The sequence below is a fragment of the Microbacterium sp. 4R-513 genome (assembly GCF_011046485.1).
Taxonomy (GTDB): domain Bacteria; phylum Actinomycetota; class Actinomycetes; order Actinomycetales; family Microbacteriaceae; genus Microbacterium.
Genome location: NZ_CP049256.1, coordinates 3,480,260 through 3,499,136 on the forward strand (window position 1 = coordinate 3,480,260; position 18,877 = coordinate 3,499,136).

The following is an 18,877-nucleotide window of genomic DNA, read 5'->3' on the forward strand; positions in this document are numbered from 1 at the left end:
ATGGCTCCATCCGACGAAGAGGTGCCCTTGTGGAGAACCTCTGCCGAACGCGCGGCGCACGCGCCCCGGGGTTCAGCCGCCGAGAGCTCGCAGCCAGGCCTTGCGGGCCTCGAGCGCCTCCTGGGCGTTCGCGATCGCGCGCTTGTCGCCGGACTTCTCGGCGGTCGCGAGCTCCTGCTCCAGCTTCTCGATCGCCTCGGTCAGCTGACGCGTCATGTCGTTCGCACGCGCCTTCTGCTCGGGATCGTTCTGCTTCCAGTCGGCGTCCTCGCGGGAGCGCAGACCCTGCTCGATCTTGCGCAGGTCGTCGTCGAGACCGCGCTCCGCCTCGCGCGGGAAGATGCGCCCGATCTCGTCCCAGCGGCGCTGAATGCCGGTGAGGAGGGAGCGCGCCTTGCCGAGATCGCGCTCGTCGGCGACGGCCTTGGCCTCTTCGAGCAGCGCCCGCTTCGCGGTGATCTTCTCGCGGGATGCCTCGGCATCCGCCGCCTCACGCTCGCCGCGTGCCGAGTACAGCGCGTCGCCCGCCGCCTTGAACCGGGCCCAGAGGGCGTCGTCGGCCTTCTTGCCGGCGCGGCCCGCGGTCTTCCACTGGTCGAGGAGCTCGCGGTACTGCGCGATGCCCTCCTCGCCCTTGGGCGCGAGCGCCTCGGCCCGCTCGACGAGCTTCGCCTTGCGGTCGCGGACGGACTTGTGCGCCTCATCGAGCTCGGCGTAGAACTCCCGACGGTGCTTGTCGACCGTCGCACGGGCGTCGCGGAACCTCTTCCACAGCGCCTGCGCCGTCGACTTGGGAAGCCGGGGACCGTTCTGCTGCTGCAGCTGCCACTGATCGAAGAGCGACGTCAGGTCGGCCGAGGCCTGCTTCCACTGGACGGTGCGAGGATCGCGAGCGGCGAGCGCCTCGGCCTTCTCGACCAGCTCGGTGCGGGTCTTGATCGCCTCGTCGACCGCTTCACGAGCGGCGGCGGCCTCGGTCTCGGATGCGGCGGACAGCGACTGGGTGAGGGCCGTGACGCGCGCCTCGAGCGAGGCGAGGTCGCCGACGGCGGCGGCACCGGAGATCTTGTCGGACACCGTCTTCGCGGCCGCGCGCAGGTCGGACGCGGAGGCACCGCCACGGCGGTGACGCACCTCCAGCAGAGTCACCTCGCTCGCGAGGTCGGTGTACTTGCGCTCGAAGTAGGCGAGGGCCTCTTCGGGCGGACCGTCGGGGAACTGCCCGACGACACGCCACTGGTCGCCCTCGCGGACCGAGACGGTGCCGTCGTCGTCGACGCGGCCCCACGGCTCGGCCGGCGCGGCGGCGCGCGGGGCGACGCCGGCGGACGGCCGCGGCACGGGCATCGGCCGAGGGCTGGGAGTCGGCACAGGTGCGGGGGACCGGGGCGCCGCCGGGGCGTCGGCCACAGGCTCAGCGTTGGCGTCGGCCTCAGGCTCGGCGTTGGTGTCGGCCTCAGGCTCAGCGTTGGTGTCGGCCTCAGGCGCTGCCTCGGCGTCCGCTTCCGTCGACCCAGCGTTCGTGTCGGCCTCGACGGCCGGCTCCGGCTCGGGCTCGGCGCTGCTGTCCGCTTCAGTCGGCTCAGCGCTCGTGGCGGGGTCAGCCTCGACGGCCGGCTCGTCGTCCGCCGCGTCGGTGTCGGCGGCGGCCTCAGCGTCAGCCTCGGGCGCGGCGACGACCGGAGCATCCGCCTCGGCGGACTCAGCGTCAGCCTCGGGCGCAGCGACATCCTGCGCGTCCGCGTCGGCGGTGGGATCGGGCTCAGCCGCCACGTCACCGCCGGCCACGGCCACGGCGTCGGCGTCCTGCTCGGAGGTCGAGGGCGCCTGCGCCTCGGTGTCGGGGGTGTCGTTCAGCTCGGCAGCGTCGGGCGTCTGCGCCTCGACGTCGGTGGTGGGCTGCGGAGTGGGGTCTGCTGCGGCAGTCACGGGATGCACCTCAATGCGGCTCTCGCCGCCTGCGGGGGATGGACGGAGTCCAGCCTAGTACGGGGGACGAGGTCCGCTCAGGCTCCCCCGGGTGCTGCACCGTGCCCCGATCCCGGCCTCAGGACGATGCCGAGGGAGAGGGTACCGGCTCGTCGGAGGGAACCGGTGCAGGCTCGTCCGTGGGTGCGGGGGAGTCGGCCGGCGCGGGCGTGATGCTGGGCGACGGGGTGACGCTGGGCGAGGGTTCGGGGGCGCCGGGGCCGACGGTGAAGTACGCGGCCTGCACGCCGATCACGCCGAGGATCAGGATGCCGCCGATGATGCCGGCGAGCAGGTTGTCGCGGCGACGGCGGCGTGCCTGGTCGTCGTGCAGCTGCTGCCGCGCCTGGTACACCCGCGCCCGCTCGCGCGACTCGCGCCCAGAACGGTCTTTGCCACCGGTCGCCACGGGACCTCCCTCATTCCCCTGGACGCCCAGGGCCGCGTCGATCCTATTGAACGCGTCGTAGCCCGCCAAACCGCCGCGAGGCCCTCCGTCAGAAGCCGCGACTAGCCTTGTCGGGTGACCTCTCCCGCCCCTTCTCCTCGTGCCGGCGGCGCCTCACGCGGAGCCTCGGGGAGCGTCGGCGCGCCTGCCGCGCTCTTCCAGGGGCAGACACCGCTCGCCGTGCGCATGCGGCCGACGTCGCTCGACGAGGTCGCGGGGCAGGGTCACCTCCTGCGCCGAGGATCGCCGCTCGTCGCCCTCGCGGATCCGGATGCCGCGACCACGGCGACCTCCGTCATCCTCTGGGGTCCGCCCGGCACGGGCAAGACGACGCTGGCGCAGGCGATCGCACGCTCGTCGGGCCGCCGGTTCGTCGAGCTCTCGGCGGTCACGGCCGGTGTGCGCGACGTGCGGGAGGTCATGCAGGAGGCGCTGACCCAGCGCGACCTCTACGGGCAGTCCACGATCCTGTTCCTCGACGAGATCCACCGCTTCACGAAGGCGCAGCAGGACGCGCTGCTCCCCGGCGTCGAGAACGGATGGGTCGTGCTCATCGCGGCGACGACCGAGAACCCGTCGTTCTCCGTCGTCTCTCCGCTCCTCTCGCGCTCCCTCCTCCTGACGCTCAAGCCCCTGACCGACGACGACCTCGGCCTCCTCGTCGACCGCGCCGTCGGCGACCCGCGGGGTCTCGCTGATGCGGCGACGCTCCTGCCCGATGCCCGCGAGGCACTTGTCCGCCTCGCGTCGGGCGACGCGCGTCGAGCGCTCACCGCACTCGAGGCCGCGGCATCCATCGCGGCCGGCGAAGCGGAGGGCGACGAGATCGCGATCACCGCCGACAACGTGGCGCAGGCGGTCGACCGCGCCCTGCTGCGCTACGACCGGCAGGGCGACGAGCACTACGACGTGATCAGCGCGTTCATCAAGTCGATCCGCGGATCGGACGTGGATGCCGCGATGCACTACCTCGCCCGCATGATCGAGGCGGGCGAGGACCCCCGGTTCATCGCGCGGCGCCTCATCATCTCGGCGGCGGAGGACATCGGCCTCGCCGATCCGCAGGCGCTCCCGCTCGCCGTCGCTGCGGCCGACGCGGTGCAGTTCATCGGCATGCCCGAGGGGCGCATCCCGCTCGCCGAGGCGACGGCCTACCTCGCGACGACCGCGAAGTCCAACGCCGCCTACCTCGCGATCAACCAGGCGATCGAAGACGTCCGCACGGGCGGCTTCGGCCGGGTGCCGACGCATCTCCGCGACGCGCACTACCCGGGGGCGAAGCGCCTCGGGCACGGCAAGGGCTACCGCTACCCGCACGACAGCGAGATCGGCGTCGTCGCCCAGCAGTACCTCCCCGACGAGCTTCGCGGGCGCCGGTACTACGAACCCACGAACCACGGACAGGAGCGCGACGTGCAGGCGCGGCTCGACAAGATCCGTCGAATCCTCGATGGCGAGTGAGGGGAGCGCCATGCCGCCGAACCCGCGTCGCATCCGCAACATCGCGGTAGGGCTCGTGGTGCGCGACGGCCGCATGCTGGTCGAGATCTACCCCGCGACCGCCAGGCACGGAGTCTTCGCGCGCGTGCCCGGCGGAGGGATCGAGTTCGGCGAGACCGCCCGGCAGGCCGTGCAACGGGAGTTCGTCGAGGAGCTCGGCATCGAGCTGAGCGACGCGGAGTCGCTCGCGATCACGGAGAACATCTTCGAGTCCGGTGGCGCACGGGGGCACGAGATCGTCCACTCCTTCGCCGTCGTGAGCCCCGAGTTCGAATCGCTCGCGGACGACGCCGAGCTGCGGGTCCTCGACAACCACACCACCGTGCGGTGGGTGCCGCTCGAGCGGCTGCGCGCCGACGAGCCTCCGCTCTACCCGATCGGGATGCTCGCTCTCGCGGAGCGGCTGGCCGAGGCATCCCGGTCCTGACCAGGGGGAGCAGTGGGCCGTCTGATAGACTTGACCGGCTCGAAACCGAGTTTTCGGGCATCCCCTCTCTTCTGAACCACCTTCCGGCATGCCCCGGCGTGCAGTCCGGACAGGGCGAAGACAGGCGATACGTCCGCGAGCCGTGAAAGACACGGCCGCGTCATCGGAAGGAACACTTCGTGGCAACGAAGTCCCAGGACCGCCGCAAGGTCCGCCTGTCGCGCGCGCTCGGCGTCGCGCTGACCCCCAAGGCAGCCAAGTACCTCGAGAAGCGTCCTTACGCTCCGGGTGAGCACGGCCGCACGAAGCGCAAGCAGGACAGCGACTACGCCGTCCGTCTCCGCGAGAAGCAGCGTCTGCGCGAGCAGTACGGCATCCGCGAGAAGCAGCTGCGCAACACGTTCAACGAGGCCCGCCGCAAGGACGGCCTGACGGGTGAGAACCTCGTCGAGCTGCTCGAGATGCGTCTGGACGCCCTCGTGCTGCGCGCCGGCTTCGCCCGCACCACCGCGCAGGCCCGCCAGCTCGTCGTGCACCGTCACATCCTCGTCGACGGCCAGCTCGTCGACCGCCCGTCGTTCCGCGTGAAGCCGGGCCAGCTCATCCATGTCAAGGCCAAGAGCGAGGGCCTCGAGCCCTTCCAGGTGGCGGCGCTCGGCGGTCACGCCGAGGTCCTGCCCCCCGTTCCGGGCTACCTCGAGGTCGAGCTCGACAAGCTGCAGGCGCGCCTCGTGCGTCGCCCCAAGCGCGCCGAGGTCCCGGTCGTCTGTGACGTCCAGCTCGTCGTGGAGTACTACGCCGCTCGGTGATCACGAGCGCAGGAGGGCGTCGGGGAGACCCGGCGCCCTTCGTCGTTTCCGCTTACGATGGGTGGATGCCGCGAACTGCGACCGAGGAGTGATGACATGAAGAACGTCCTGTGGTTCCTGCTCGGCGTCATCGGCGGTTTCGTCGTCGCGCATCTCGTCAACAAGGACCCGCGCGGGCACGAGCTGCTCGCCGAGGTCGACGCGCGCATCGGTGAGTTCACCGACCGGATGAGCGACGCCTACCGCGAGCAGGAGGCGCGCTTCGCGGGCGTCGTCGATGCGGCCAAGAGCGCCGCCTCGGACGTGGTGGATGCCGCGGGCGGGGCATTCGCAGCCGCTCAGGGCGCAGCATCCGACGCACTCGGCTCCGCCAAGGGCGCCGCATCCGACGCCCTCGACTCCGCCCAGGACGCGGCAGCCAACTCTCTCGCCTCCGCCCAGGACGCGGCATCCGACGCTCTCGACTCCGCTCAGGGCGCGGCATCCGATGCACTCGACTCGGCGGATGTCGCGGCATCCGACACCGCCGACGCCGCTGACGACGCGGCCCAGAAGACCATCGACTGACCCACGGCGCGACCGACCCCGGCACGGGGATCGCCCCCGCTCGCCCTCGAGGAACCTCACACGAATGAAGACCGCGGAGATCGCGCAGCGCTTTCTCGACTATTTCGAGAAGAACCACCACACCATCGTCCCCTCGGCGTCGCTCGTCACAGACGATCCGGCCCTCCTCTTCACGGTGGCCGGCATGGTGCCGTTCATCCCGTATCTGAGCGGTGACGTCCCCGCTCCTTACAAGCGCGCCGCAGACGTCCAGAAGTGCCTGCGTACGAACGACATCGAAGAGGTGGGCAAGACGCCCCGCCACGGCACCTTCTTCCAGATGCTCGGCAACTGGTCGTTCGGCGACTACTTCAAAGAGGGCGCCATCCGCTTCGCATGGCAGCTCCTCACGTCGCCCGAGGATGAGGGCGGTCTCGCCTTCGACCCGAAGGACCTGTGGGTCACGGTGTACGAGGAGGATGACGAGGCCCACGATCTTTGGCTGAAGCTCACCGACCTCCCCGAGGACCGCATCCAGCGCCTCGGGAAGGACACGAACTACTGGAGCACGGGCCTTCCGGGGCCCGCCGGTCCCTGCTCCGAGATCTTCTTCGATCGCGGTCCCGAGTACGGCATCGACGGGGGTCCGGCGACCGACGACGACCGCTATGTCGAGATCTGGAACCTCGTGTTCATGCAGTACGAGATCACCAACGTGCGGTCGAAGTACGACTTCGACATCGTGGGCGAGCTCCCGGCGAAGAACATCGACACCGGCATGGGCCTCGAGCGCGTCGCGTTCATCAAGCAGGGCGTCGACAACATGTACGAGACCGATCAGGTGCGACCCGTGCTCGACCGCGCCGTCGCCCTGGCGGGCCGGACGTACGGTGCGAACCACGAGGACGATGTGCGCTTCCGCGTCGTCGCGGACCACGTCCGCTCCTCGCTCATGCTCCTGTCGGACGGCGTCACCCCTCCAACGACGGCCGCGGGTACATCCTCCGTCGTCTCATGCGCCGCGCGATCCGCTCGATGCGGCTCCTGGGCGTCGACGGACCGACCTTCGCGGAGCTCTTCACCGCATCGCGGGATGCGATGAAGGATGCCTATCCCGTCGTGGCCGAGGACTGGGGGCGCATCTCGCAGTACGCCCTCGCCGAGGAGGCGACCTTCCTCCGGACGCTCGCCGCCGGTGAGACGATCCTCGACGATTCGCTCGCTGCGACGAAGGCGGAGGGCGGCACCACGATCGCCGGCGCCGAGGCGTTCCTGCTCCACGACACCTACGGCTTCCCCATCGACCTGACGCTCGAGATCGCCGAGGAGGCGGGTCTCACGGTCGACCGTGCCGCGTTCGACAGCCTCATGCAGGAGCAGCGTGCGCGCGCCAAGGCCGACGCCCGGTCGCGCAAGCGCCAGCTCGCCGACACGAGCGTCTACCGCGATCTGCGCGCGCAGGGGGAGACGATCTTCACCGGCTACACCGACCTCGAGACCGAGTCGAGCGTGCTCGGCATCCTCGTCGACGGCATGTCGGTCGACCGCGCCTCGACGGGGCAGATCGCCGAGGTCATCCTGGCCGAGACGGCGCTGTACGCCGAATCGGGTGGCCAGGTGGCCGACAAGGGCGTGATCGTCGGGCCGGGCTACGAGCTCGAGGTGCTCGACGTCCAGAAGCCGGTGCCCGGTCTCGTCAGCCACACGGTCGAGGTCTCCTCCGGCGAGGTCGGAGTCGGCCAGCCCGCGACATCCGTCGTCGACGCCGCGAACCGCCGTGCGGCCCGCCAGGCGCACTCGGCGACGCACCTCGTGCACGCCGCCCTCCGCGACACCCTCGGCAAGACCGCGACGCAGGCCGGCTCGCTCAACCGCGCCGGATACATGCGCTTCGACTTCTCGTGGAACCAGGCGCTGTCCGACGACACCAAGAGCGAGATCGAAGAGATCGCCAACAACGCCGTGCGCGACAACCTCGAGGTGACGACCCGCGTGCTGCCGCTCGACGAGGCGAAGGCGGCGGGCGCGATGGCCCTCTTCGGCGAGAAGTACGGCACCACCGTCCGCATGGTCGACATCGGCGGCCCGTGGTCGCGCGAGCTGTGCGCCGGCACTCATGTCGCGACGAGCTCCGAGGTGGGACTCATCAGCCTCGTCGGCGAGTCCTCGGTCGGCGCGTCGAACCGTCGTGTCGAGGCCCTGGTGGGGCTCGACGCCTTCCGGTCCCTCGCCGCCGAGCGCGCGATCGTCTCGCAGCTCACCTCGACCCTCAAGACGCCGCGCGACCAGCTCCCGGCGCGCATCGCCGAACTGCAGGCCAGTCTCAAGTCGGCCGAGAAGAAGATCGCCCAGTTCGAATCGCGGGCCCTCGCCGACCGCCTTCCGCAGCTCGCGAACACGGCGGCGCAGGTCGGCCCGTACCGCGTGGTGGCTGAATCGCTCGGCTCGGCCACGTCGGCCGACGATGTCCGCTCCCTCGCGCTCCAGGTACGCGACCGCCTCGGGTCCGACGCGGCTGTCGTGGCGCTCGGCGCCGACGTCAACGGCCGGCCCGTCGTCGTCGCGGTGACGAACGAAGCCGCGCGCGCGGCGGGAGCGAAGGCCGGCGTGCTGGCGAAGGCCGCTGCGACGACGCTGGGCGGCGGCGGTGGCGGTCGTGACGACGTCGCGCAGGGCGGGGGGACGGATGCCTCGGCACTCCCGGCTGCCCTGAGCGCCGTGAAGGATGCGCTCGCGGCGTGACCGGCTTCCGACGCGGAGTGCGTCTCGGGATCGACGTGGGCAAGGCCCGCGTCGGGGTGGCGCGCTCCGATCCCGACGGCCTCCTGGCCACTCCGGTCGAGACCGTGGCGCGTGACGACGGCTCGATCGCGAGGATCCTCGCGCTCGGCGACGAGCACTCCGTCTTCGAATACGTCGTCGGTCTGCCGATCGGCCTCAGCGGGGGAGACACACCGTCGACCGTCGACGCGCGGGAGTTCGCTTCGACGCTCGCCGAGGCATCCACGGTCCCCGTCCGCCTCGTCGACGAGCGCCTGAGCACCGTCTCGGCGCACTCGGCGCTGCGGGGTGCGGGCAGAAACCAGCGCGAGTCTCGTAGGATTGTCGACCAGGTCGCCGCGGTGGTGCTGCTGCAACAGGCTCTCGATGTCGAGAAGAGCTCGGGGCGTCCGCCCGGAACCCCCGTACCCCCGGCACAGGAGCTCGCCTGACCATGCCCGATTCCCCGTCGCCGTTCGACGATCCGTTCGCGGATCTCTTCGGAAAGCTGCCCGACCCGCGCGTCCGCGAGGGGGCGGCGCCCGGACCACGGCGCACGCCGGCCCCGCTCATCCCAGGCCCCGACGAGACCGGCGCGTTCGTGCACGCTCCGCTTACGACGTCGACTCGCCCGACGCCCGCCTATACGCAGCCCCAGCCCCAGCCGCGCCGCGCGGCTCCGGCGACCGCGACTGCTTCGGCCGTGCCGCCGGCGTCCGAGCCTGGCCGGCACTCCGACGAAGGGCCGGACACGAGCGGCCCCGTCCCGACGAGCGGCCCCGTCCCGACGACCCCCACCACGGGCGGCACCCCCACCACCGGCGGCACCCCCATCACCGGCGGCACCCCCACGACCGGCGGCACCCCCCTCTCGCGCCGCGCGGCGCGAGAGGCGGCCGCAGCCGAGGCGGCGCGCACCGGCCAGATCCCGCAGGTCGCCGCCACGGCCTCTGCCGGCGAGGCCGTCCGCGAGCAGCCGGCCGAGACCTTGCCGCCTCGCTCCGAATCGCGGGACGACGACCCCGCGGCCGGTCAGGCCACCGCTGCGCTCCCCGTGACGACGTTCGACGAGCTCGTGGCGACGGATGCCGCGGCCGCCGACGCCCGCACCGCCGCGGCGGGGCGATCCGAGGCATCCACCGACTCTCGTCCGGTCGCCTCGCAGGCGAGCCTCGAGGACCTGTTCACGGGCCGCTCGTCGTCGGACGACCTGGGCCACACGCCCCCTCCGCCCGACAAGCGCCGCCGCCGTGTCGGCGGCTGGATCGCTCTCGCCATCGTGCTGATCTTCCTCGGCGGCATCGCCGCCGGGGGCCTGTGGGTGTGGAACACCTACGAGGACAAGATCCGCGCGTTCATGGGCTGGGAGGAACCGAAGGACTACGAGGAGGGGCTCGCGACCGGTGAAGCCCTCGTCACGATCTCCGAGGGAGACACCGGCAGCACGATCTCGACGTCGCTGTACAACGCCGGCGTGACGAAGACCTCCGGCGCGTTCTACGACATGCTCGTCGAGACGGCGCAGAACCCCACGTTCTATCCCGGCGTCTACAAGCTGCAGCAGAAGATGACTTCGGCGGCGGCCCTCGAGGCCCTGCAGGATCCCGCCAACAAGCTCGAGAACTCGGCCCTGATCCGGGAGGGGCTGACCGCCGACCAGACGCTGCAGATCCTCTCCGAGAGCCTCGGCATGCCGCTCGAGGAGTTCCAGGCCGCCGCGGCGACGCCCGCGACCTTCGGCGTCCCGGCCGACAGCCTCGAGGGATGGCTGTTCCCGGCGATGTACACCTTCGACCCCGACGCGACGCCGACCGACGTCATCCAGACGATGGTCGACCGCACGGTCGAGTCGCTCGATGCCGCGGGCGTCCCGGCCGACGACCGGCAGCGGGTGCTCACCGTCGCATCGATCATCCAGCGCGAGGCGCGCTTCGAGGACGACTTCTACAAGGTGTCGCGCGTCATCGAGAACCGTCTCGATCCGAGCAACGACCAGACGTTCGGTCTGCTCCAGATGGACTCCACGGCGCAGTACGGCTACGGCGAGATGCACGACGGCACCGTGTCGTCGTCGCAGGCGGCCCTCGACGACGACAATCCGTGGAACACGTACAAGCACCCCGGCCTGCCGAAGGGACCCATCGCCAACCCCGGCGACCTGGCCATCGACGCCGCGATGCACCCCGCGGAAGGACCGTGGCTGTACTTCGTGACGGTGAACCCGGACTCGGGCGAGACGGTCTTCACCACGAACGCCGCCGACCACGAGAAGGCCGTCGCGCAGTGGCAGCAGTGGTGCTCGGACAACCCCGGCAAGTGCTGAGCTCTGCGGCCACGCGGCTGGCCGTCTGGGGCGATCCGATCGCCCACAGCAGGTCGCCGCAGCTGCACGCGGCCGCGTACCGCGTGCTCGGTCTCGACTGGACGTACGACCGCCGACAGGTCTCGGAGTCGGACTTCCCGGCCGCGCTCGATGCCCTCGACGGGTCCTGGCGCGGGCTCTCGCTCACGATGCCGCTCAAGGGCGTCGCGTTCTCGGCCGCACGCCGTAACGATCGGCGCGCGCAGCTGACGGGCGCGACCAACACCCTCCTCCTCGACCCGGCTGGGCTCCTCGGCTTCAACACCGACATCGGCGGCATCGTCGGCTCCCTCGCCGAGGAGGGCATCGAAGCCGTCGACGCAGCGCGCATCGTCGGCGCCGGCGCCACCGCGACGTCGGCACTCGTGGCCCTCAGCGAGCTCGGGGCTCAGGCCGTCGAGGTCGTGGCGCGACGCGCTGCCGCCGTCGAGCCGCTTCGCGAGCTCGGCGAGCGCCTCGGGATCGCGGTCACCCGCGTCGACTTCGGCGCCGGGGGCCTCGCCCCCGTGCCCGTGACGATCGCGACCCTTCCGGGCGATGCGCCGGTGACGGATGCCGCGGCAGACGCCCTCACGGCACCGGGCGGCCTGCTGCTCGACGTCGTGTACGGGCACTGGCCGACCGTCCTCTCCCGTGCGTGGGAGCGTGCCGGCCACCGGGCCGTGTCGGGTCTCGGGATGCTGCTGCACCAGGCCGTGCTGCAGGTGCGGATCTTCACGAGCGGCGACCCCGATGTTCCGCTCGATGACGAGGCATCCGTCCTCGCCGCGATGCGTCGAGCGGTCGTGGGAGACTAGATCAATGCTCCGCGTGCTCACGGCCGGCGAATCGCACGGCCCAGAACTCGTCGCCATCATGGAGGGCCTGCCTTCGGGCGTCCCCATCTCGCGCGCCGCCATCCAGGCCGACCTCGCCCGCCGCAAGCTGGGCTACGGCCGCGGCTCGCGCATGAAGTTCGAAGAGGACGAGCTGACGATCTCGAGCGGCGTCCGGCACGGGTTCACGCTCGGAAGCCCCATCGCCCTGCGCATCGGCAACACCGAATGGCCCAAGTGGGTCGAGGTGATGAGCCCCGAGCCCGTCGAGCTGACCGAGAAGTCGCGCGGGCGGGGCGCCGCGCTGACGCGTCCCCGACCCGGCCACGCCGACCTCGTCGGCATGCAGAAGTACGACTTCGACGAGGCACGCCCGATCCTCGAGCGGGCGAGCGCGCGCGAGACGGCGGCGCGCGTCGCACTCGGCGCGGTGGCGCGGGCGTTCCTCGCCGAGCTCGGCATCCGTCTCGTGAGCCACACGCTCTCGATCGGGCCCGTCCGCGTGCCCGAGGACGCCGCTCTGCCCGCACCCGACGACGTGGACGTGCTCGACGCCGATCCGTTGCGCTGCTTCGACCCGACGACGAGCGAGGCAATGGTCGCCGAGGTCGATGCGGCCCGCAAGGACGGCGACACCCTCGGCGGCATCGTGGAGGTGCTCGCGTACGGCCTCCCGCCGGGCCTCGGCTCCCACGTGCACTGGGACCGTCGCCTCGACGGCAGGCTCGCGCAGGCGCTCATGAGCATCCAGGCCATCAAGGGCGTCGAGGTCGGCGACGGATTCCTCACGACGACGCGCCGCGGCTCGCAGGCGCACGATGAGCTCTTCGCCACGACCGACGGCATCGCGCGCGCGTCCGACCGCGCGGGCGGCACCGAGGGCGGCATGTCGACCGGCACAGTGCTGCGCGTCCGCGCGGGCATGAAGCCCATCGCGACGGTCCCGCACGCCCTTCGCACCGTCGACGTCGCGACCGGGGACACGGCGGCGGCGCACCACCAGCGCTCCGACGTCTGCGCCGTTCCGGCAGCCGGCGTCGTCGCCGAGGCGATGGTCGCCGTCGTCCTGGCCGAGGCGGTGCTCGAGAAGTTCGGCGGCGACAGCGTCGGCGAGACCCGCCGCAACCTCGAGGGCTACCTCGCCGCGATCCCCGAGACGCTGCGCACGACGACCGAGAGCGACACCGGCCTCGCCTCCGGGAGCGCGGCCGCACTCGCCGACGCATGACGACGCTCGTCCTCATCGGCCCCATGGGCGCCGGCAAGACGAGCATCGGCCGCAAGGTGGCGAAGTCGCTCGGCGTCCCGTTCTTCGACACGGACATCGCCATCGTCCGCGCGCACGGTCCCATCGAGGAGATCTTCGCGTCGCAGGGCGAGGCGGTCTTCCGCGGACTGGAGCGCGCGGCCGTCCGAGAGGGCCTCGCGGGCGGAGGAGTCGTCTCCCTCGGCGGCGGCGCCGTCCTGGACGCCGACACGCGAGCAGACCTCGCACACCACCGTGTCGTGCTGCTGACCGTCGAGCCCCACGTCGTCGCGAGCCGGATCCGCGGAACCGAGCGCCCGCTGCTTCAGGCGGAGGATGCCGCGGCCCGCTGGGTCGAGATCTCCGCGGCGCGCCGGCCCATCTACGAGGAGCTCGCCGACGTGACGTTCGACACGTCGAGCGGGCCGCTGCAGAACGTGGTCGAGGCGGTTGCCGAATGGGCACGCTCGACCGAGGAGGAGACGAAGTGACCGACGCCACGACCATCTCGGTGTCCGGTGACGCCGAGTACGACATCACGGTGGGACGCGGCATCCTTCCGCTCCTCGGCGAGAAGCTGCCCCCAGCCGCCCGCAAGGTGCTCGTGATCCATCCGCCGACGCTCGCCGAGCAGGCGGAGCGTCTGCGCGCGGCGCTCACCTCCGACCGCGAGGTGCTGCTCGCCGAGATCCCCGATGCCGAGCAGGGCAAGCGGATCGAGGTCGCCGCCTTCTGCTGGCAGGTCATGGGTCAGGCCGACTTCACCCGCAGTGACGCCGTCGTCGGGTTCGGCGGGGGAGCGGTGACCGACCTCGCGGGGTTCGTCGCGGCGACGTGGCTGCGAGGCGTCGAGATCGTGCAGGTGCCCACGACCGTCCTGGCGATGGTCGACGCAGCGGTGGGCGGCAAGACGGGTGTCAACACGGCCGAGGGCAAGAACCTCGTCGGAGCCTTCTGGGCGCCGCGCGCCGTGCTGTGCGACCTCGACCTGCTGGACTCGCTCTCAGCCAACGAGCGCGTCGCCGGATTCGCAGAGGTCGTCAAGGCCGGCTTCATCTGGGCTCCCGAGATCCTCGATCTGATCGAGGCCGACCCCGAGGCATCCGTCGATCCCCGCAGCGACGCCTTCCGCCGCTCCATCGAGCTCGCGATCGGCATGAAGGCGCGGGTCGTCTCGGAAGACCTCCGCGAGGCGGGACTTCGCGAGATCCTCAACTACGGCCACACCCTCGGGCACGCGATCGAGCATGCCGAGCGCTACCGCTGGCGCCACGGCGCGGCGATCTCGGTCGGGATGGTCTTCGCGGCCGAGCTCTCGCGCCTGGCCGGACGACTGCCGGATGCTGCGGCCCAGCGCCACCGCGACATCCTGACCCTCCTCGGCCTGCCGACGACGTACCGAGCCGGTGCGTGGCCGCAGCTCCTCGCGACGATGCAGCGCGACAAGAAGAGCCGCGGCGGGATGCTGCGCTTCATCGTCCTCGACGACATCGCTCGACCGACGGTGCTGCAGGCGCCCGACGAGTCCCTCCTCTTCGCGGCGTATCAGGAAGTGGCAGGCTAGCGCCGTCCCGCTCCCGGGCCCGGTCACCCTGCGCGGGCGAGAGGACTGGCACCGGGGCGGGGCTCATCGGGCATGATCGGATCCGTCGGTGCGAACGCGGGCGCGTGCGCGCCGCGAGCCCCGAGGAGGCCCCGATGACCGACACGTCGACGAAGCCCGCTCGTTCGGGCGCCGTGCTCACGACGCTCATCCTGGTCGCGGCGGTCGCCAACCTGCCGCTCGCGGTCGCCAACGTCGCACTTCCCGACATCGGACTCGCGTTCGACGCGTCGCAGACCGAGCTGAACCTCGTCGCCGTCGGCTACTCGCTCGGACTCGCGGCATCCGTCCTGTGGCTGGGTGCCATCGGCGACCGCTACGGCCGCAAGATGATGCTGCTGATCGGCGTCGGGCTCTCACTTCCGGCAGGACTCGTCGCCGCGTTCGCGCCGAACGTCGACGTGCTGATCATCGCCCGCATCGTCGGCGGCATCGCCGCCGGCATGGCCTACCCGACGACGCTGGCTCTCATCGCCGCCCTCTGGTCGGGCCCCGCCCGCACGCGGTCGATCGCGCTCTGGTCGGCGACAGGCGGCGCGATCTCGGCACTCGGGCCGCTCATCTCCGGGTCGCTCCTGGAGGTGTTCGACTGGGGGTCGGTCTTCCTCGTCACGATCCCGCTCATCGTCGTGGCCATCCCGCTCGTCATCAAGTTCATCCCGAGCCACGTCAACGAGGCGACCGATCCGGTCGACAATCTGGGGGGCATCCTCTCTTCGCTGCTCGTCGGTGCGGCGATCCTCGCCATCAACTTCGCGAGCGTGCCGGACGCGGGCACTCTCGTGCTCAGCCTGACGATCATCGGCGTGGCGTCGCTCATCGCCTTCATCTGGCGGCAGAGGCGTGCACGCAACCCGCTCTACGACCTGACCATCGCCGCGCGGCCCATCTTCTGGGTGGCCGCCGTCGCGGGTGTCATCGTGTTCGGCTCGCTCATGGCGGCGATGTTCATCGGCCAGCAGTTCCTGCAGAACGTGCTCGGCTACTCGACGATCGAGTCCGGTGCCGCGATCCTCCCGGGCGCGGTCTTCATGGTGCTGCTCGCTCCCCGCTCGGCGAAGCTCGTGGAGTCGCGCGGCGCACGCTTCACGCTCCTCCTCGGATACATCCCGGTGTTCCTCGGCTTCGTCACGATGTTCGTGCTGTGGCGGGAGGGTGCGCCGTACTGGGTCGTGGCACTCGGCTACGCCCTCGTGGGAGCGGGCGTCGGACTCGCGGGCACCCCCGCATCCCGCTCGCTCACCGGGGCGGTTCCGGTGAAGCGTGCCGGAATGGCATCCGGCACGGCGGATCTGCAGCGCGATCTCGGCGGCGCGATCATGCAGTCGCTCCTCGGCGCCCTCCTCACGGCCGGCTACGCGGCCGCCTTCGCCCAGCAGATCAGCGCGTCGCCGGATTCGAGCGAGGTGAGCGCGAGCGTTCAGACGCAGCTGCAGAAGTCGTTCGCGAGCGCCGAGACCGTGGCCCAGCAGTACCCCCAGTACGCCAGTGCGATCACGCAGGCGGCGCGCGAATCGTTCCTGCAGGGACAGGACTGGGCCTATCTCGCCGGCATCGCGGCCGTCGTCGTCGGCGCAGTCCTCGTGTTCTTCGCCTTCCCGAAGCAGGAGCGGGAGCGTCAGCTCCTCGCCGAGTACCACGCCGAAGATGTCGCCGCCTCGCAGGCCGCTGCGCCCGTATCGACGGCACCCGGCGGGTCGCCCGCGGCCGAGGCGCCCCCTGCCGGCACCGCGCCGGAGACCCCTGACACCCGCTGATAGGGTGCCGACATGCCGTCGCCGCGTCGCCTTCTGCTCGTCAACGGACCGAACCTGAATCTGCTGGGCACGCGCGAGCCGGACGTCTACGGCACCGCAACGCTCGCGGACGTCGAGCGCATCGCGACGGATGCCGCCGCATCGCGCGGCTTCGAGGTGCGCGCTGTGCAGAGCAACCACGAGGGCGTCCTCATCGATGCGATCCACTCGGCACGCGAGGACTCCTCGGGGATCGTCATCAACCCGGGCGGCCTCACGCACACATCCGTCGTGCTGCGCGACGCGCTATCGGCCGTGGCGCTGCCCGTCGCCGAGGTGCACATCTCGGATGTGCGGACGCGTGAGGAGTTCCGGCACCACTCGTACATCGCCGACGTCGCCGTGGTGCACGTTGTGGGGGAGGGCGTCGCGGGCTACGCGACGGCCGTCGAGCGACTCATCCGCGTCATCACGGGCCTCACCGACAACTGATCCGAGGCCGGGACGCGGCATCCCGTAGAATCGGACGTCGGGCTGCGCCTCGGCTCGGATTCCCGAGCCTGATCGCAGGCGCCCACCGCCCCCAGACTCTCACGAACGGAATCCCTTCAGTCATGGCATCGACCGCAGACATCAAGAACGGCGTCGTCCTCTCGATCGACGGACAGCTCTGGAGCGTCATCGAGTTCCAGCACGTCAAGCCGGGCAAGGGCGGCGCGTTCGTCCGCACGAAGCTCAAGAACGTCGTCTCGGGCAAGGTCGTCGACCGCACCTACAACGCGGGCGCGAAGATCGAGATCGAGAACGTCGACCGCCGCGACTTCACGTACCTCTACAACGACGGCGAGGGCTTCGTCTTCATGGACGTGGCCGACTACGACCAGCTCACCGTACCCGCCGCGACGGTCGGCGACGCGAAGAACTTCCTGCTCGAGAACCAGCAGGTGCAGATCGCCCTCAACAACGGAAACCCGCTCTACATCGAGCTGCCGGCATCCGTCGTCCTCGAGATCACGTACACCGAGCCGGGCCTCCAGGGCGACCGCTCGTCGGCCGGCACCAAGCCCGCCACCGTCGAGACGGGCTACGAGATCCAGGTGCCGCTGTTCCTCGAGACCGGCACGAGGGTCAAGGTCGACACCCGCACGGGCGACTACCTCGGCCGCGTCAACTGACCGCGGCGGCGCCCACCGCATGAGTGCCCGTACGAAGGCGCGCAAACGCGCGCTCGACATCCTGTTCCAGGCCGACGTCCGCGACGAGGACCTCGGGACCATCCTCGCCGCCGAGGCCAAGCGCGCCGCGAGCGAGCCGTCCCGCGAGGGCTCGTGGCTCTACGCCCGCGAGATCGTCGACGGAGTCATCGACAACCGCGACGCGATCGACGAGCAGATCACGACCTTCGCGAAGGACTGGTCGCTCGCGCGCATGCCCGCCGTCGATCGGGCGCTGCTGCGCATCGGCGTGTGGGAGATCCTCTACAACGACGAGGTGCCGACGGCGGTCGCGATCGATGAGGCCGTCGACCTCGCCAAGGAGTTCTCGACCGACGACTCCGGCTCGTTCGTGCACGGCGTGCTCGCGCGCATCGCGCGGGCGTCCTGACCGCCGAGGACCGCTCCCGGCGTCAGCGGCCCGACGCGGTCGGCGACGCCGACGCGGTCTCCGTTCCGAGCCCGCTGCGGAATCCCTCGCGCCACGAGGCGTATCGGGGCGTCCACCCCAGCTCGGCCTTCGCCTTCGCGTTGGATGAGCCGCGCGCCGTGGTCATCCACGCGACTCCGAAATCCCCGATGATCGTGCGGGCGATCCAGGCGGGCACGCGCAGCGGGCGCTTCGCGCCGACGGCGCGCGCGAGCTCAGGCAGCCACGTCGAGACGGGTGCGGGCTCGTCATCGACGATGTTGTAGACCCCGGCGGCTCCCCGCGTGGCCGCGGCGACCGTCGCCGTCGCGGCGTCGTCGATGTGGCAGAACGACCATATGCCCTCAGCGCGGCCGACGAGCGGGATGCGGCGCCTGCGCACCGCTTCGAGCATCTCGCCGCCCTCGCCCAGCGCCTGGCCGGGCCCGTAGAAGCTGCCGAACCGCAGGGCCAAGCCCCCGGCCGCCACCGTCGCCCGCTCCGCGTAGGCGATCGCGGCGAGGGTGCTCCGGGCGATCGGGACCGGATCCGGGTCGATCGGATCGGCTTCGGTCTTGACCGGACTGCCGGAGTGCTCGTTCGTCCAGCCCGTGTAGCTCTGCACGACGATCCGGCTCGTGCCGGCCTCCTCGGCCGCCGCGATGAGCGCGTCGGTGCCACGCGTCCGCAGCTCGTTCGTCGTGGCGAACGTCTCGTCGAACCGCTTGAAGTCGAACCCTCCCGACAGGGACGTGAGCTGGTGCACGAGCACGTCCGGCCGGGCTTCCAAGACAGCGCGCCGGATGGATGCCTCGTCGAGGCCGTCCATCACGACACCTCGGGCACCGGCGGCCTCGATCCGCCGAGCACCCTCCTCCGTTCGGGACGTCCCGGTCACTTCGTGTCCTGCCGCCAGGAACTGGGGGACGAGTCGTGAACCCACGGCACCCGACCCGCCGGCGATGAAGATCTTCATGATGTTCTCCTCTCTTCACCCCCTACGACGGATGACCGCCCGCGGATGTGACAGGCTC

17 protein-coding genes and 1 pseudogene are annotated in these 18,877 nt (G+C 71.1%); 15 read left to right on the top strand and 3 right to left on the bottom strand.

Annotated elements, in window-relative coordinates:
- Window positions 1-72: 72 nt before the first annotated feature.
- Together G5T42_RS15435 and G5T42_RS15440 are read right to left on the bottom strand one after the other, a co-directional pair.
- On the bottom strand, window positions 73-1,929 hold the full coding sequence (locus tag G5T42_RS15435) for a DUF349 domain-containing protein (protein ID WP_347103972.1): 1,857 nt from the start codon (window positions 1,927-1,929) through the stop codon (window positions 73-75).
- A gap of 118 nt (window positions 1,930-2,047) precedes the next feature.
- Complete coding sequence (locus G5T42_RS15440) at window positions 2,048-2,377, bottom strand: dioxygenase (protein ID WP_165129659.1); 330 nt, start codon at window positions 2,375-2,377, stop codon at window positions 2,048-2,050.
- A gap of 225 nt (window positions 2,378-2,602) precedes the next feature.
- On the opposite strand from G5T42_RS15440, the gene G5T42_RS15445 reads away from it, so the two are divergent.
- The 15 genes and pseudogenes from G5T42_RS15445 (at window position 2,603) to nusB (ending at window position 17,825) form a co-directional block, all read left to right on the top strand.
- Window positions 2,603-3,877, top strand: a complete 1,275-nt coding sequence (locus G5T42_RS15445) for a replication-associated recombination protein A (RefSeq protein ID WP_165130279.1) — start codon at window positions 2,603-2,605, stop codon at window positions 3,875-3,877.
- 10 nt (window positions 3,878-3,887) lie between these two features.
- Window positions 3,888-4,343 carry an NUDIX domain-containing protein gene (locus G5T42_RS15450; RefSeq protein WP_241245857.1) on the top strand — a complete coding sequence of 152 codons (456 nt, stop codon included), beginning with the start codon at window positions 3,888-3,890 and terminating at the stop codon, window positions 4,341-4,343.
- 179 nt (window positions 4,344-4,522) lie between these two features.
- Window positions 4,523-5,152 carry a 30S ribosomal protein S4 gene (rpsD, locus tag G5T42_RS15455; RefSeq protein ID WP_165129661.1) on the top strand — a complete coding sequence of 210 codons (630 nt, stop codon included), beginning with the start codon at window positions 4,523-4,525 and terminating at the stop codon, window positions 5,150-5,152.
- A gap of 96 nt (window positions 5,153-5,248) precedes the next feature.
- Window positions 5,249-5,719 (top strand): hypothetical protein, encoded by a 471-nt coding sequence (locus G5T42_RS17825; protein WP_241245858.1) that lies wholly within the window; start codon window positions 5,249-5,251, stop codon window positions 5,717-5,719.
- Between the two features lie 64 nt (window positions 5,720-5,783).
- Window positions 5,784-8,440 (top strand): annotated as a pseudogene (gene alaS, locus G5T42_RS15465) (alanine--tRNA ligase).
- A complete protein-coding gene (ruvX, locus tag G5T42_RS15470) occupies window positions 8,437-8,910 on the top strand; it encodes a Holliday junction resolvase RuvX (protein WP_165129662.1) in 474 nt (157 codons plus the stop codon). Before alaS ends, ruvX begins: the two are co-directional and overlap by 4 nt.
- Window positions 8,911-8,912: 2 nt before the next feature.
- Window positions 8,913-10,781 carry an endolytic transglycosylase MltG gene (gene mltG / locus G5T42_RS17830; protein WP_241245859.1) on the top strand — a complete coding sequence of 623 codons (1,869 nt, stop codon included), beginning with the start codon at window positions 8,913-8,915 and terminating at the stop codon, window positions 10,779-10,781.
- Window positions 10,775-11,617: a shikimate dehydrogenase gene (locus G5T42_RS17835; RefSeq protein ID WP_241245860.1), complete on the top strand. Its 843-nt coding sequence runs from the start codon at window positions 10,775-10,777 to the stop codon at window positions 11,615-11,617. The genes mltG and G5T42_RS17835 overlap by 7 nt, the downstream gene beginning before the upstream one ends.
- Window positions 11,618-11,621: 4 nt before the next feature.
- Window positions 11,622-12,863 carry a chorismate synthase gene (gene aroC, locus G5T42_RS15480; protein WP_165129663.1) on the top strand — a complete coding sequence of 414 codons (1,242 nt, stop codon included), beginning with the start codon at window positions 11,622-11,624 and terminating at the stop codon, window positions 12,861-12,863.
- Window positions 12,860-13,372 (top strand): shikimate kinase, encoded by a 513-nt coding sequence (locus tag G5T42_RS15485; protein WP_165129664.1) that lies wholly within the window; start codon window positions 12,860-12,862, stop codon window positions 13,370-13,372. Before aroC ends, G5T42_RS15485 begins: the two co-directional genes overlap by 4 nt.
- Window positions 13,369-14,445, top strand: a complete 1,077-nt coding sequence (aroB, locus tag G5T42_RS15490; protein WP_165129665.1) for a 3-dehydroquinate synthase — start codon at window positions 13,369-13,371, stop codon at window positions 14,443-14,445. Before G5T42_RS15485 ends, aroB begins: the two co-directional genes overlap by 4 nt.
- 134 nt (window positions 14,446-14,579) lie before the next feature.
- Window positions 14,580-16,241: an MFS transporter gene (locus tag G5T42_RS15495; RefSeq protein WP_165129666.1), complete on the top strand. Its 1,662-nt coding sequence runs from the start codon at window positions 14,580-14,582 to the stop codon at window positions 16,239-16,241.
- 12 nt (window positions 16,242-16,253) lie between these two features.
- The gene (aroQ, locus tag G5T42_RS15500; RefSeq protein ID WP_165129667.1) at window positions 16,254-16,712 is read left to right on the top strand and encodes a type II 3-dehydroquinate dehydratase; all 459 of its coding nucleotides are present in this window, start codon (window positions 16,254-16,256) and stop codon (window positions 16,710-16,712) included.
- A 122-nt stretch (window positions 16,713-16,834) separates the two neighbouring features.
- Entirely contained in the window at window positions 16,835-17,395 is a 561-nt protein-coding gene (efp, locus tag G5T42_RS15505; protein WP_165129668.1) for an elongation factor P, read from the top strand.
- A 19-nt stretch (window positions 17,396-17,414) separates the two neighbouring features.
- On the top strand, window positions 17,415-17,825 hold the full coding sequence (nusB, locus tag G5T42_RS15510) for a transcription antitermination factor NusB (RefSeq protein WP_165129669.1): 411 nt from the start codon (window positions 17,415-17,417) through the stop codon (window positions 17,823-17,825).
- Window positions 17,826-17,847: 22 nt separating this feature from the next.
- Here the strand turns inward: nusB and G5T42_RS15515 are convergent, their stop codons facing one another.
- Complete coding sequence (locus G5T42_RS15515; protein WP_165129670.1) at window positions 17,848-18,819, bottom strand: NAD(P)-dependent oxidoreductase; 972 nt, start codon at window positions 18,817-18,819, stop codon at window positions 17,848-17,850.
- Between the last annotated feature and the right edge of the window lie 58 nt (window positions 18,820-18,877).